16 protein-coding genes and 1 pseudogene are annotated in these 15,085 nt (G+C 36.9%); 10 read left to right on the top strand and 7 right to left on the bottom strand.

From position 1 onward, the window contains the following. The 3 genes and pseudogenes from EZ456_RS16655 to EZ456_RS16645 form a co-directional block, all read right to left on the bottom strand. A pseudogene (locus EZ456_RS16655) lies at nucleotides 1–194 on the bottom strand (IS5/IS1182 family transposase); the annotation flags it as partial. Nucleotides 195–339: 145 nt separating this feature from the next. Continuing rightward, a complete protein-coding gene (locus EZ456_RS16650) occupies nucleotides 340–663 on the bottom strand; it encodes a DUF3276 family protein (protein ID WP_029275977.1) in 324 nt (107 codons plus the stop codon). Nucleotides 664–742: 79 nt separating this feature from the next. Next, entirely contained in the window at nucleotides 743–2,533 is a 1,791-nt protein-coding gene (locus tag EZ456_RS16645; RefSeq protein ID WP_131532044.1) for an ABC transporter ATP-binding protein, read from the bottom strand. A gap of 671 nt (nucleotides 2,534–3,204) precedes the next feature. Between EZ456_RS16645 and EZ456_RS16640 the strand changes: the two genes are divergently transcribed. From EZ456_RS16640 to EZ456_RS16605, 8 genes are all read left to right on the top strand, one after another. Further along, the gene (locus EZ456_RS16640; protein ID WP_131532042.1) at nucleotides 3,205–4,293 is read left to right on the top strand and encodes a Glu/Leu/Phe/Val family dehydrogenase; all 1,089 of its coding nucleotides are present in this window, start codon (nucleotides 3,205–3,207) and stop codon (nucleotides 4,291–4,293) included. A gap of 50 nt (nucleotides 4,294–4,343) precedes the next feature. Beyond that, on the top strand, nucleotides 4,344–5,294 hold the full coding sequence (nusB, locus tag EZ456_RS16635) for a transcription antitermination factor NusB (protein ID WP_131532040.1): 951 nt from the start codon (nucleotides 4,344–4,346) through the stop codon (nucleotides 5,292–5,294). A gap of 2 nt (nucleotides 5,295–5,296) precedes the next feature. Beyond that, nucleotides 5,297–5,755, top strand: coding sequence for a DUF1573 domain-containing protein (locus EZ456_RS16630; protein WP_131532038.1), 459 nt, complete (start codon nucleotides 5,297–5,299; stop codon nucleotides 5,753–5,755). A 69-nt stretch (nucleotides 5,756–5,824) separates the two neighbouring features. Beyond that, nucleotides 5,825–6,145, top strand: coding sequence for a preprotein translocase subunit YajC (gene yajC / locus EZ456_RS16625; RefSeq protein WP_131532036.1), 321 nt, complete (start codon nucleotides 5,825–5,827; stop codon nucleotides 6,143–6,145). Between the two features lie 121 nt (nucleotides 6,146–6,266). After that, entirely contained in the window at nucleotides 6,267–7,214 is a 948-nt protein-coding gene (locus tag EZ456_RS16620; protein WP_225876558.1) for a YbbR-like domain-containing protein, read from the top strand. After that, nucleotides 7,214–7,831: a dephospho-CoA kinase gene (gene coaE, locus EZ456_RS16615; protein ID WP_131532034.1), complete on the top strand. Its 618-nt coding sequence runs from the start codon at nucleotides 7,214–7,216 to the stop codon at nucleotides 7,829–7,831. Before EZ456_RS16620 ends, coaE begins: the two co-directional genes overlap by 1 nt. 42 nt (nucleotides 7,832–7,873) lie before the next feature. Then, nucleotides 7,874–8,815: an exonuclease gene (locus EZ456_RS16610; RefSeq protein WP_131532032.1), complete on the top strand. Its 942-nt coding sequence runs from the start codon at nucleotides 7,874–7,876 to the stop codon at nucleotides 8,813–8,815. A gap of 26 nt (nucleotides 8,816–8,841) precedes the next feature. Beyond that, complete coding sequence (locus tag EZ456_RS16605; RefSeq protein ID WP_131532030.1) at nucleotides 8,842–9,039, top strand: DUF5522 domain-containing protein; 198 nt, start codon at nucleotides 8,842–8,844, stop codon at nucleotides 9,037–9,039. A 127-nt stretch (nucleotides 9,040–9,166) separates the two neighbouring features. Here the strand turns inward: EZ456_RS16605 and EZ456_RS16600 are convergent, their stop codons facing one another. The 4 genes from EZ456_RS16600 to EZ456_RS16585 form a co-directional block, all read right to left on the bottom strand. Further along, complete coding sequence (locus tag EZ456_RS16600; RefSeq protein WP_131532029.1) at nucleotides 9,167–9,769, bottom strand: Uma2 family endonuclease; 603 nt, start codon at nucleotides 9,767–9,769, stop codon at nucleotides 9,167–9,169. Nucleotides 9,770–9,937: 168 nt separating this feature from the next. Beyond that, nucleotides 9,938–10,654, bottom strand: a complete 717-nt coding sequence (locus EZ456_RS16595; RefSeq protein ID WP_131532027.1) for a ZIP family metal transporter — start codon at nucleotides 10,652–10,654, stop codon at nucleotides 9,938–9,940. 3 nt (nucleotides 10,655–10,657) lie between these two features. After that, nucleotides 10,658–11,221, bottom strand: a complete 564-nt coding sequence (locus EZ456_RS16590; RefSeq protein WP_131532025.1) for a phosphatase PAP2 family protein — start codon at nucleotides 11,219–11,221, stop codon at nucleotides 10,658–10,660. Then, nucleotides 11,218–11,949 (bottom strand): class I SAM-dependent methyltransferase, encoded by a 732-nt coding sequence (locus EZ456_RS16585; RefSeq protein WP_131532023.1) that lies wholly within the window; start codon nucleotides 11,947–11,949, stop codon nucleotides 11,218–11,220. The genes EZ456_RS16590 and EZ456_RS16585 overlap by 4 nt, the downstream gene beginning before the upstream one ends. A 272-nt stretch (nucleotides 11,950–12,221) precedes the next feature. Between EZ456_RS16585 and glmM the strand changes: the two genes are divergently transcribed. Together glmM and EZ456_RS16575 are read left to right on the top strand one after the other, a co-directional pair. Next, nucleotides 12,222–13,607, top strand: a complete 1,386-nt coding sequence (glmM, locus tag EZ456_RS16580) for a phosphoglucosamine mutase (protein WP_131532021.1) — start codon at nucleotides 12,222–12,224, stop codon at nucleotides 13,605–13,607. Nucleotides 13,608–13,737: 130 nt separating this feature from the next. Then, on the top strand, nucleotides 13,738–14,886 hold the full coding sequence (locus EZ456_RS16575) for a cysteine desulfurase family protein (RefSeq protein ID WP_131532019.1): 1,149 nt from the start codon (nucleotides 13,738–13,740) through the stop codon (nucleotides 14,884–14,886). The last annotated feature ends 199 nt before the right edge of the window (nucleotides 14,887–15,085 follow it).

Here is a 15,085-nt window from a genome sequence, read left to right as displayed (position 1 = left end):
AAATATTTAAACATGCGTACCGGACTCTCAGCGTTACGCCCGTTGTCCGGACAGTACTTGCCCATTAGCTCATCATAGATAAAGCTAAAATCTATAAGCTCACTAATCTTGCGAAGTAAATTCTCCTTAGGAATAATCAGGTCATAAAGCTTGGAAAACTCACTAAACTGGATTTGTTGTTGTTGAAGAAGCATCTTAAAAGCAGTAATAATATACCTTAAAATACAAAAAAAGGAGTAGAAAAACTAGTTTTCTACTCCTTTTATCCCTTTTCAAAAAGAGACTTTTTCAGTGCCCTCTTTTAAAATCGGGAGGCTTTTCTATTGAAATTATAATTACTTAAAAAGTAAAATCGTCGCTAGCTTTAGTGCTATGTTCTCCATTTTCAGAATATTCATAACGTTTTTCAACCACATCTTGGTGAGTTTTGATGTAATCAACAGTTTCATTTAGTCCTTCTGCAAATTTTTCGAAATCTTCTTTATATAAAAAGATTTTATGTTTTACAAACACACCGTCTTCTAATCTTTTCTTGCTCTCGGTAACTGTTAAATAATAATCACCCGATCTAGTAGCCTTCACGTCGAAGAAATAAGTTCTCTTACCTGCTCTTACTTTCTTTGAAAAAACTTCTTCTCTTTCCTTGTTGTCGAATTCTCCCATGGTTGGTATTGATGTTGGTTTTTGGTTTCGGTAAATATAAAGCAAATATTTAAAGTTCAAAATACAATTTTAATACAATTTAAATAGTTCGGGTTTCCTCCTCCAAAAGTTGGTGGTTATAAAGCTCGGTATAGCTTCCATTTAAACTAAGTAATTCATTGTGTGTGCCTTGTTCAATGATTTTGCCGTTATCCAACACCAAAATCTTATCCGCATTTTTAATGGTCGAAATCCTGTGGGCAATTAAAATACTTGTTTTTCCAGCCATAATTTTACCGAGGTTTTGTAGTATTTCCTCCTCCGTTTTAGTATCAACCGCCGAAAGACAATCATCAAATATTAATATTTTAGGCGATTTAATCAATGCTCTTGCGATAGAAACGCGTTGTTTTTGTCCTCCAGACAGGGTTATTCCACGTTCACCCAGCATGGTTTCGAATTTTTCTTCAAAATCGATAATATTGGTGTAAACAGAGGCGTTTTTTGCTGCCATGTACACTTCTTCATCAGTAACCTTGTCTAAACCAAAGGCAATATTGTTTTTTATAGTATCCGAAAAGAGGAAAACCTCTTGTGGTACAAAACCAACCTGGCTCCGGTAATCTTTAAGATTTAGTGCTTTTATATTCTTCCCGTCAACACCTACAACCCCATTTTCAACATCATACATCCGCATAATCAGATTGGCTAATGTCGATTTTCCTGACCCTGTTTTTCCGATAATGGCTACAAATTCGCCACTATTAATCTCAAAACTAACATCTTTTAGGGCTTCGATGCCTGTATCTGGATAAGTAAAACTCACCTGTTCGAACTTGATTTTGCCGGTTAGCTCAATTTCTGCAGTCTCTTTCGATTGGATGTCGGATGGGATATCTAAAAATTCATTTATTCTTTTTTGCGATGCAGCAGCCCGCTGGATTAAAGAAGTAACCCAGCCCAGCATGGTTACCGGAAAGGTTAACTGGTTAATGTAAATGATGAATTCGGCAATATTCCCTGCAGTGATACTGCCATTCATCACCTGTATACCACCAATATATATCGTTAAAATGGTACTTAAACCAATTAATAAAAGCATGGTAGGATAAAACAAAGCCGATACTTTAACAAGGCTCATCGAATCTTTTTTATAATCGTTGCTCTGGATGGAGAACATGTTTCGCGTATAATCTTCGCGAACATATGATTTAATGATCCTGATCCCCGAGAAACGCTCCTGTACAAAACTCGAAAGGTCCGAAAGCCGCTCCTGTATCTTTCCGCTTTTTTTAAAGATCAGCGTGTTTACATAATAGATAATAATCACCAGGAAGGGTAGAGGCAATAGGCAATAAATGGCCAGTTTAGCATTTACATCAAACATCGACCAGATAATAAGTATCGATAAAACAAAAGTGTTAATTGTGTACATAATCGCCGGACCCACGTACATCCTTACCCTGTTAACATCTTCCGTAGCACGGTTCATTAAGTCGCCAGTGTTATTCCGGCGGTAAAAACCTAAGCTCAGCTCCTGATAATGTTGGTAGATATCGTTCTTCATATCAAACTCTATATGCCGCGACATTAAAATAATGGTTTGGCGCATAAAGAACAAAAACAGCCCCCGCAATAAATAAAGTGCAATAACCAGCAAACCAAAAAATAAAAGATTACTACTAAAGATGTCGTAAATAATAGCCTGCCGATCGAAACCATAAAAGAGATTGAATATCTGGATGTTTTCGGTAATCAAATCAACTGCATAGCCTATCACCTGGGCAGGTACTACCCCAAAAATATTAGAAATTACCACGAAAATACTTCCAGGTATAATCCACCATTTGTATTTAAGAAAGTATTTGTTTAATCGGCTTAAATGTTTCATTCCATACAAACTTAGCTAATTTTGTTATTTCATAATACATATTTATCTATTAGGGCCTAAGCTTTAAAAAATAATGACACTTCTTCTAACCTCGCAGGTTTGAGCGCCTGTGAGGTTGTATGGCTAATTAACAGCTCTACTAATTTGGGCGTTCCCTTAATCCCGATGAATCGGGAAAGGGGCGGGCTTTTCAGGGCTGCGCTGCGCTCCGGTACCGATGAAGGATCGGTACTAAACCGTTACAATCCCTAACGCAGCGTTATCGCGCTACCTCAAACTTCTGATTTTGCCTGCGCTTTGCCACTTGAAAATTCGGAAGTTTTTGCCACCTAAACCCGATAGCAGCGTAAAACCCGCAGGTGAGGCACGAGCCAAGGCTTTGAAGCGCATAGCGGGGCTTTCGTAACCCAAACGTACCTAACCCTGCTTTTCCAAATAATATCGACCGCCTAAACCAACGCCAAACATCTTCATCTTTTTCTTCTTACGCCTTGGTTCGTGTCCCCACGAACCAAACACCGGTGTATTTTTCCCTCAAATCTTCAGGTTTTTAACCGTTCAAAGGTTTATTAATTTAGCCAGAACCGAATTAATTTTTTTATAGTTTCGTTAAATACGTGTAATAATGGTTTTTTATTTTAATTTTGCAGCAGGTTAGCCGAACGTTCAATATGCCAGCAAATTCTTCGTCAGATTTTTCAATTTTAGATCAATTAAGTGCCTATGGCCATAAAAAATTGGTTTTTTGCAACGATCCAGATACAGGTTTAAAAGCAATTATTGCGATACATGATACCACATTAGGCCCTGCTTTAGGCGGAACACGCATGTGGAGTTACAGCACCGAAGCCGAAGCTTTAGAAGATGCGCTGCGTTTATCGAGAGGAATGACTTACAAGGCAGCCATTACCGGCTTAAATCTTGGTGGTGGAAAAGGTGTAATCATCGGCGACTCCAGGAAAGATAAAACAGAAACTTTAATGCGCAGCTACGGTAGGTTTATTAAAAACCTAAATGGCGAATTCATTACGGCAGAAGAAATGGGTACCAATACACGCGATATGGAATATATCCGTATGGAAACCAATTATGTTACCGGTGTTCCAGAGTCAATCGGCGGTGCTGGCAATCCAGCTCCTTTTACTGCACAAGGTGTTTATTTAGGTATAAAAGCCAGTGTTAAAGAAGTTTTTGGTACGGATATGCTAGCTGGAAGAACCATTGTAGTTCAGGGTATCGGAAATGTTGGTGAGCACTTGGTTGCTCTGTTAAGAAAAGAAAACGCCGAAGTTTTGATTAGCGATATTAATCAGGAGCAATTAACTTATGTTGCCCGAAAATATAAAGCAAAACCGATCGATGCCGATAAAATTTTTACAACTGATGCCGATGTGTATGCGCCATGTGCAATGGGCGCTACGGTGAACAACAAAACCATCGAAAAAATGAAGTTTGCAATTATTGCAGGTTCGGCAAACAATCAGTTAAAGGATGAGGTTTTAGATAGCGAATTGCTTTTGAAGAAAGGGATTTTATTTGCACCAGATTATTTAATCAATGCTGGTGGATTGATTTCTTGCTATTCTGAGTTAACAGGTTTTGGTAAAAAACGTACTGTACAGCTAACAGAGAATATTTACGATGCTACACGCAGTGTAATTAAGTTAAGCAAAACCGAAAATATATCAACAAATATTGCTGCAAACCGCATTGCCGAGAAACGGATTGCAGATGTTAAAAAAATTAAATCGTCATATTAAATCATAATTATTAAAACAGGTTTTAAAAAACCACACTCGTTCTTACATTCATGTTAAACAGAAGGCACTTAAGAATCAAAGCTTTGCAAAATATTTTTGCTTGGCACATGGCAGACAAAAAAGACATTAAAGGTGATTTGAAAACTTTAATGCAGAGCATCGATAGCGTGTACGAAATGTACATCTGGATGTTATCTTTAATGGTAGAAGTTACCGAATTTACTGCTAACGACGCCGCAGAGCGCGCAAATAAGTTTATCAAAACAGCAGAGGATATCAATCCTAACATGAAATTGCTACACAATAAGTTTAGCGTTTTAATGCAGCAAAATCCTGATTATGTTTCTGCAGTTAAAAAATATAAAGTAGACTGGGGTTTTGATCCGGAAATCCGTAAAACCGTTTACAATTCGTTAAAAGCATCAAAAGAATATGCTGAGTATCTTGCCGATCCAAACGAAAGTTTAGAATCATCAAAAGATATTATCAAATACATTTTCAGGAAAATCATCTTAAAAAATCAGGCCATTTTGCAGGTTTTCGAAGAGAAATTTATCAACTGGCAGGTAGATCACGAGGTAATGAAAGGCATGGTGGCCAAAACCTTGAAAAACTTTACTTTTGAAGATCCTTTTAAAAACAAACTGACCGAAATCAGTGCCGATTGGGTTGAGGACAGTAAATTTGTTCAGGATTTATTTGTGCATACCTTACAGAACGATGCCAAATATCAGGAAATGATTGCCGATAGAACCAAAAACTGGGAATCGGAACGTATTGCCTTGATGGATACCATTTTAATGAAAATGGCTATTTGCGAACTGTTAAACTTCCCATCTATTCCGGTTAAAGTAACCATTAACGAATATTTGGAGTTATCAAAAGATTACAGTACACCGAAGAGTAATTCATTTATTAACGGTATTTTAGACAAAATTTTAGGCGATCTTAAGAAAAACAACACCATTAAAAAGATTGGCCGCGGATTAATCGAAGATTAAAAATGAAAAGAACATTTATCCTGGCTATTGCTGCACTCTCATTCGCAGCATGTCGTAATGCAAATAATCAAACTACCGAAACTGCTACAGCAGTTTCGGTTGGCAACGATACCTCAAAAACAGCTAAAATTGCTCCAGCAGATGCGCCTGTTATTGTTTTCGAACGCGATATTTTCGATTTCGGTAAAATAACGCAAGGTGAAAAAATTAAGCACGATTTCAAACTTAAAAATACAGGTAAGAGTCCGCTAATTGTTTCAAACGCAACAGCAACATGTGGTTGTACTGTTCCTCAAGTACCTGGCGAGCCAATTTTACCTGGTAAAGAGGGCATTATCAGTGTGGTTTTTAATAGCGAAGGTAAAATGGGGATGCAAGATAAGGTAGTAACCGTAACATCAAATGCAAATCCAACAGTAACCACTGTTCATTTGGTAGGAGAGGTGCTTACTAAAAAATAAATTGGTTACTTGTTTATTGCAATAACGCATATTCATTAACTATTCACAAAAAAAACAAATAAATAAGAAATGACATTAACAGTAATTTTACAGGCAGCAGCAGGTGGTAGTAACATGCTAACTACAATTGTACCAATGGTACTAATCATGGTAGTTTTCTACTTTTTCATGATCCGCCCGCAAGTTAAAAAAGCTAAAGACCATAAGAAGTTAGTAGCAGAATTAGGTAAAGGCGATAAAGTAATTACCACTGCAGGTATCCACGGAAAAATTGTGGATTTAAATGAAACAACTTTCTTGATTGAAGTAGAAAGTGGTGCTAAAATCCGTTTCGATAAATCAGCAGTCTCTTTAGATGCAACCAAAGCAGTTGTAGCAACGAAAGCTTAAGAAGTTAATAAAATATAAGAGCAGTCCCGAAAACTTTCGGGACTGTTTTTGTTTTACTACATTTGGTTAAATGCATTTTGGAATAAAATTTTCCAGTTTGCAGCCAACATTTTAATTTATTATGCCCTTTATTAGATTAACTAAGATTGAAAAAAGACGTGTATTCAGCTTACTGGCCTGCTTGCTGTTGGCCATAGCTGCATGGCTTTTTATGGCATTAAATAACAAATATATTTATACAGCAAAAACGGTATTAGTTTTTAAAAATACACCAACCAAAAGGGCATTTTATCCTTTACAGTCCGATACAATAGATCTGCAGGTAGAAGGCACTGGTTGGCAGTTATTATTTGCCCGTTTACGGATTAGTCCGCCATCAGTTTCTGTTAATCTAAGCCAGCTCAATACCAAAGATTTTATCGTTTTCTCTGATCAGCTTTTCAATATCAACAGGCAATTAGAAAGTATCCAAAAGGTAATTTCCGTTAAACCCGATACCCTGTATTTCGATTTCACTAAACGCGTGGTAAAAAAAGTTCCGGTAAAGCTGATCGATAAACTGAGCTTTGAAAAACAATATGGCATTTCTAGTGAGGTTATGCTCAACCCAAAATTTGTTAAGGTAGCGGGCCCTGTAGAGGAGTTAGCCAAAATAAAGTTCTGGCCTACCGATACCTTAAAAATGGATAAGGTGCAAAATAGCAGTACTACAAGAATAGCCTTACAGCACAGTATTCATAAAAATGTAAGTATCTATCCATCGTCGGTAGAGGTTAAACTACCTGTTGATGAGTTTACCGAAAAAACCATGGAGGTCCCTTTAAAAATTACAAATAACAAAAGTTATAACAGCATTAAACTCTATCCCAAAAAAGTTAAAGTTACCTTTTTAGTTGCTTTAAGTAATTTCGATCAGGTTGACGAAAGTTTTATTACAGCCACTATTGATGTAGACGAATGGCAAAATTTAAGACATAAACAGTTTACAGTGAAGATAACCGAGTTTCCTGATTATTGTAAACTGGTGAGTGTAATGCCGTCTAAAATAGATTTTATAGTAGAAAAATAATGTATAAAGTAGGCATAACAGGGGGTATAGGTAGTGGTAAAACAACCGCTTGCAAGGTTTTTGAAGTATTGGGAATCCCTGTGTTTTATGCCGATACCGTTGCCAAAGAAATCATGTGTAAAGATGCTTTGTTGGTGGAGGGGATAAAATCTGCTTTCGGAAATGAAAGTTATTTTGAAGATGGGAAACTGAACAACAAACATATTGCCGGCATCGTTTTTAATAACGAGGATGCACTTGCCCAACTCAATGCTTTGGTCCATCCAGCAGTTTTCAGGGCATTTGATGCCTGGGAAGAAACCATTCCTGCCAATACACCATATACGCTTAAAGAGGCCGCGCTGTTGTTCGAAAGCAGTTCGTATAAAATGTGTGATACCAATATCCTCGTTACTGCCCCATACGAAATTAAAATGAAGCGGGTAATGCTTCGCGATAACGTTACAGAAAAACAGGTTAAAGCCCGCATGGATAAACAGCTTAGCGATGCAGAAAAATCAAAAATGGCTAATCATTTTATCGTTAACGATGAAGAACAATCTATTATCGAACAGGTTTTAGCGTTACATCAAGAATTTCTTAAGTCGGCTGAAGAACATAAAAGTGCTCGTGTTTAATCTACTTAAATCATATCATCCTTAAATCCTTCCATCCTAATCATGATTTTAGAAGATTTTATCACCATTACCCCAACGGGTTTATACTGTATTTACGGCGATTTTTACCTCGATCCGCAACAGCCAGTTAAAGAAGCAGTGGTTTCACATGCGCATGGCGATCATGCTATTGGAGGCAGTCAGAATGTGTACTGCACTGCTGCTACTGCAACTTTTATGAAACACCGTTACCGCAAATTTGCAGCGGTTGATTTTTACACCAAAAGCTACCATGAATCCTTCAAAATAAAAGAGGTTACCATTACTTTCTATTCTGCCGGACATATTTTGGGCTCTGCACAGGTTTTAATGGAGTATAAGGGGGTAACATACCTCTATACTGGTGATTATAAGATTGAACCAGATAATACCTGTGAGCCTTTTGAATTTCTTGAAGCAGATGTGTTGATTACGGAGAGTACCTTTGCTAATCCAGAAACCAAACATCCTTCACCAATAGACGAAATTAAAAAGCTGAACGAAACCAATGCTAATATTATGCTTGGTTCTTATGCATTGGGTAAAAGCCAGCGGATTATCCAATTGCTCAATGCGCATTGCCCTACGAAGAACATTATGGTTCACCACAGTATTATGCCTTTTGTTAAAATCTATGAAGATTATGGGATGAAAGTAGGGAATTATAAAATGTACGATAGAAAGGCAATGAAAAATAATCAAGAACATCAGGTTTATATTGTGCCACCAATGGTTTTTCACAGTTACCATAAGGCAATTAATGTAGTACGCGCCTTTGCCTCTGGATGGAAGAACCTGCAACAACAAAACGGAATTTCACTTTATATTTCTGATCATGCCGATTGGGATGCAATTTTAGAAACCATAGAAAAAGTTAAACCAAAACAGGTATGGACTTTACATGGTGATGGCAAACAGCTTAAAGATTACTTTAAAGACAAGCTTGAGGTTAAAATACTCAATTAGTAATTATAATTAGAGAGTAGCTTTAAATGTCGGCTGTTCGTCATCCTGAACTTGTTTCAGGATCTTTAATCGGTAATATTATGAAAGAAGGCGAAGATTTTTACTTTAACGAAGATGGCTTAATGGTTTTTACTGAATCTTACCATTTGAAGCGTGGTTATTGCTGCAAAAATAAATGCAGGCACTGCCCATGGGGTTATGGGAAGAAAAAAGAGAAGAAGTAGATCAGTTGGTAGTTAACAGTTTACAGTTAACCAGTTGCGCTAATATTTTAGCTGAGAACCCAAAGAAGTCAAGTTTTGATAGGCAAGCCGCTAAAAAACTTGACTTCTTGCTCAATTAAAGCAGTAATTACTTTGTACTAAAGCGGACATGCTCATAAATATCTGTTAAAGCTAAATCAAACCCCATAGAAACAAAGGTTATTACATCGGTAATTTCTTTATGATCTTTAAACGCCCAGTTTTTATTTTCATTTACATAAAAAGCCTCTACCGACACAGATTCAGAATCGATCATAATGTATTCTTTTAATGATGGAATATCTTTATACAGGTTAAATTTCTTCCCTCTGTCGTAATTTTTGGTTGAAGGAGACAGGATTTCGATGATCACCGTTGGTAAAATTGAGGTATCTTCGTCAATATCGGTATGGGTTAGGCCGTTACAATAGATAGAAATATCAGGATAGGTGAATAACGTATTCTCGGGAATGTTCATTCTTTTATCACTTCCATAAGGCCTGCAGGGCTTGCCCTTAAGTTTGTTCCCAATTTCAATAAAAACGTTGCTGAAAATATTATTATGATTATCACCAGCGCCAGACATTGCAAATACCTCACCCTGAAAATACTCATGCTTCACTGTTGATGCTTTTTCCATCTCCAGGTATTCTTCAATGGTATAACGCCTTTTTTGATAGGCTACGGCAGGTTCATTTACAATCTCATCCATATACGAATTTACAGATGTTTTTTCGTAAAGATTAAATGTATAAACGATTAAACGTTTAAAACGGATATTGGCTGGTTAATTGTCTAAACTGGTTAATCGGTTAATTGTTCAAATTGGTTAACCACAAATTGCCAACAGAAAACTACCAATGGTTAACTGCCAACTGAACTAGTGCCCTGCAAAGAAACCAATCAATGCTACACCAATCCCCAATAAAACGGCAATCATTTTTCGTGTATTGATTTTATGATCGGCACTTGATTCGAATAAGATGGTGGTAGAAATATGTAAGAAAATACCAATTACAATACCCATAATTTTATTGAAATAAGCATCAATGCCTCCAATAGTACCGTTGCTTAAGCCAACACTTACATAAAAGCCCAGAGGCGCCATAATGGCAAACACAATCAGGTAAAATACAATGCTGCTTTTCTTAAAATGGTTTTGCATTAATATACTGGCTAATGCAAAAGCAGCCGGGATGTGGTGTAACGAAATTCCGAAAATCAGTTCATTATGCTGTTCTTTTGCTAATGGCATTCCCTCTAAAAAAGCATGCAAACACAAACTAATCATAATCCCAAAGGGAAAAACATGCCCGTCGTGATGTTTATGAATATGGCCATGTTCTACACCTTCTGAAAACTGTTCCAGGAAAATCTGTAATAAAAAACCAATAAGGATAAAAACGCCAATCTGCCATTTATCAGGTCCACTGTAGGCATCAGGAATTAAATGTAAAACCGTAATAGCAAATAAATAGGCTCCGCTGAAAGATAAAATCAGTTTAAGTAATTTAGATTTATCACTTCTTACTAAAAAGATAGCGGTTCCACCTAAAAAGGCACAGAAAAAGAGTACACAGAGTTTCCAGATTTCCATAAGTTAAAAATCAGGTTGTAATTTTTTAAATATTCTCGAACAAATAATGCCTATTGTTATACCTAGCAAAGCGCCGGTAGTTACATCAACAGGGTAATGGACGCCAACATACACCTGCGCAAAACTGATAATCAACGCCCAGAATATGCCAATAGGTAAAATAGGTTTCCATCTGCTATAAAAAATGCAGATTAAAAAAATAGCTATAGCAAAATGATTGGTAGCGTGCGCAGAGGGAAAACTTAAGCCGCTTCCACAGGGTACGCGGTGGATGATATCATTCGTCAAGCTTAAATCGTTGCAGGGTCTCACTCTGGATACCCATGGTTTTACAACCCTAGAAGCAATCAAATCACCCATCGCAAAAGTGAAAAGAACCATGCCGATAATATAATAACCTTGTTTTTTATACTGTTTGATACAAAAAACTACAATAAAAAGGTAAAGTGGCGACCAAAAGAAACGGTTGCGCATTAATGGCATCAGCCAATCAAAAAAGCCGTTTGAAAGTCCGCGGTGGATTTTCAAAAACAATTCTACATCAAATTGCTGTATGCTTTCTATCATGCTTTTTTACAGATTAAGATTAACCGGTCTGAACTGTTTTCATCAAAATCCGCTAAGCCATAGTTACCAAAGGTTTTTTCGATAACCATCCCAGCCTTGTTCAGCATGCGTTCAAAATCTTCAAAACTAAATGCCTGTACCCGTTCTTCGAAATTATATACTTTTTGTTTGTCTTCGAAATTTATCTTTTTAATAATTTTCCCATCAATAACATTTTTTGTGATATTGAAAGTTATCCCATCAAGCGATTTCGTTTCGCAAGAATTTAAGTTGCGGATAATTTTTTCGGTGTTAAAATAATCAAGAACCAAAATCCCCTCAGCTGTTAAACATTTCCGAAAGGTTTTAAGCGCATTTACATGGTCTTTTTCGGTGTCGAAATAACCAAAACTGGTAAACAGGTTTAAGGCTAGATCAAAGTAATTGATGTAAAATAGCCTACGCATATCGTGTACCAAAAAATGTAATTTATTGTTTTCGAATTGCTTGGCGTATTTTATGCTTTGTTCCGAAAGATCTATTCCGGTAACATCGAAGCCTTTTTTGTTTAGATAGATTGAATGTCTGCCTTTTCCACAGGCAATATCCAGCATTTTAGCATCGGTCTTCGGATGAAGAAAATGCGTAAGTTTATCAATGAAAAACTCGGCTTCAGCATCATTTCGTTGTTGATAAAGAATATGATAATATGGCGAATTGAACCAATATTGAAACCACTTGCGCTGCATATAAAAGCCGTTTGTATCTTAAAAAGATGCAAATATAAGGTTTTACAATCGCTAGTAAAGTTAGAATTTACTTTTATGCAATAAAGTTGCAAGAATATTATGAATACGCCATCCAATTAAACATACGTTTGTTTTTGAGCATACTCTCAATTCTAGAAAATTGATCGTGTAAATAGATATAAAAGCAATGTAAATTAACGTGCACAAACACTTCAAAATAGCAGCTATCTTGTTTTTTTTCTTATTTTTGAGCCTCAATTAAATTATATACAGTGACTTTAATAAAATCGATTTCAGGAATACGAGGAACCATTGGCGGAAGGGCTGGAGACGGCTTAACCCCATTTGATATTGTGAAATTTACAGCTGCGTATGGGAGCTGGGTAGTACAAAAAACAGGCAATAAAAGAATAGTTTTAGGCCGTGATGCCCGTATTTCGGGAGAGATGGTGAATAACTTGGTTATTGGAACTTTACAGGGTTTAGGTATTGAAGTGATCGATTTAGGTCTTTCAACCACGCCAACTGTAGAAGTTGCAGTACCTGATGAAAAAGCAGGTGGTGGAATCATTTTAACCGCGAGCCATAACCCAAAACAATGGAATGCCTTAAAATTGCTGAATGCAAACGGTGAATTTATTAGCGATGCAGAAGGCAAAGAAGTTTTAGATCTGGCTGAAAGCGCTGATTTTGATTTTGCTGATGTAGATAAATTAGGAAAAGTAATTAAAAATGATACTTACCTTCAAAAACATATCGATAAAGTTCTGGCATTACCACTAGTTGATGTTGAGGCCATTAAAAAAGCCGATTTTAAAGTAGTAATCGACTGCGTAAACTCAACAGGTGGTATTTTTATCCCTGCTTTATTAAAAGCTTTAGGCGTGAGCAAGGTAATAGAATTATATTGTACACCAGACGGATATTTTCCGCACAATCCTGAGCCACTTCCTGAAAATTTAACTGAAATATCGAAAGAAGTTCAGAAACAGAATGCTGATTTAGGTATTGTTGTTGATCCAGATGTTGACCGTTTATGCTTTGTAAACGAAGATGGTAGCATGTTCGGTGAAGAGTATACTTTGGTAGCAGTTGCTGATTATGTATTAAAAAATACACCAGGAAACACGGTTTCAAACCTTTCATCAACACGTGCATTACGTGATGTGACCGAAAAAGCAGGATCAGAATACAATGCATCAGCAGTAGGAGAGGTGAATGTAGTGAACAAAATGAAAGCCACAAATGCGATTATTGGTGGCGAAGGAAACGGTGGGATTATATATCCTGAATCACATTATGGAAGAGATGCCTTGGTTGGTATTGCCTTATTCTTAACGCATTTAGCTAAATTTGGCAAATCGATCTCGGTATTGAGAGCCAGTTATCCCCAATACCACATCTCTAAAAACAAGATTACCCTTACACCAGAAATGGATATTGATAATCTGTTGAAACAAGTAGAAGAGAAGTATAAAAATCAGCCATATAGTACAATTGATGGTTTGAAGATAGAATTTGATAAAACTTGGGTACATTTGCGCCGTTCTAACACTGAACCGATCATCAGGATTTACAGTGAGGCAGAAAATGAAACCATTGCCGAGAGTTTGGCTAACAAAATTATTTCTGACATTAAAGAAATTTTACACCTTTAATCCCTAAAGGATTTCTGGATTAAGCATAATCTGTTCGGGGTTTAATAAAACGATTAAACCCTGAACATTTAAACAAAGATTGCCCTTAGCAAGGCATCTTTGCAACACTAACTTTAAAATATTCGTAGAAATGAAAAGGGTCTATTTAGATAATGCGGCCACAACGCCTTTAGATGCAGCAGTAATCGCAGAAATGACGAATGTGATGGAAAACTATTTCGGTAATCCATCTGCCATTCATGCGCTTGGTCGCGAGGTAAGAACGCTTGTAGAAAAAGCCCGTAAAACTGTTTCTGGTTTGTTAAATGCCTCACCATCTGAAGTGTTTTTTACTTCTGGCGGTACCGAGGCTGATAATACAGCTATCCGTTGTGGAATTTCAGCTTATGGAATTAAACACGCCATTACTTCGAAAATAGAGCACCATGCTGTTGAGCATACTTTAAATACGATGCTTAAAAATGGCGAAATCGATAAATTAAGTTTCGTTAATATTGATGAAAAAGGGAATATTGATTACAACCATTTAGAAGAACTGCTTCAAAATAACGAACGTACTTTCGTTTCATTAATGCATGCCAATAACGAGTTGGGTACACTAACCGATATGATTAAAGTTGGCGATATCTGTGAAAAATACAATGCCATTTATCATGCCGATACCGTTCAGACCATGGGCCATTATCCACATAACGTACGCGAGCTTAAAGCACATTTTATTGTATGTGCCGCGCACAAGCTCCACGGACCTAAGGGCGTTGGCTTTTTGTATGTAAACAGCAATATTAAAATCCCACCAATGATTTATGGTGGTGCGCAAGAGCGCAATATGCGCGGTGGTACCGAAAATGTATATGGTATTGTAGGCTTAGCTAAGGCCTTAGAAATTGCTTATGCAGAAATGGATCAGCATCAGGCGTACATTCAGGGCTTAAAAGATTATTTGAAAGCTCAACTGATTGCCGAAATCCCAGGAATTGCTTTTAATGGTGAAACCGATGCCGATAAAAGTTTATACACTGTATTAAACGTGTCTTTCCCTGAAATGGATATGGCCGATATGTTGTTATTTAATTTAGACATCAATGGCATCTGTGCTTCGGGCGGCAGTGCCTGCTCTTCTGGCTCAAATATTGGTTCGCATGTGTTAAATGGTATTAATGCCGATCCAAACCGTCCTTCAGTACGCTTTTCATTTAGCAAATACACTACAAAAGAAGAGTTAGATTATGTAATAGAAAAAGTTAAAATGGTAGTAAAGCAAAATGCTTTAGCTTAAAATATCATTAACCAAATAGGAGAGTCCCGGTGAAAATCGGGACTTTTTTTTGCACAAAAATTTAGCTGATTTTTTTTGGAAAGCAAAGGATGTGTTTTATTTTAAAGTTACTCCTGCTTTTTGCTCATACGCCTGCAGGCCTTAGGCACGTGGCCGGTATCCGCTCTAATCAGGTATAAATGGATAGGATTTTGCTGCT

Source organism: Pedobacter psychrodurus (assembly GCF_004331735.1).
GTDB classification, from domain to species: domain Bacteria; phylum Bacteroidota; class Bacteroidia; order Sphingobacteriales; family Sphingobacteriaceae; genus Pedobacter; species Pedobacter psychrodurus.
Note: the sequence above shows the minus strand (reverse complement) of the source record. Positions and strands in the feature narration are given on the sequence as shown.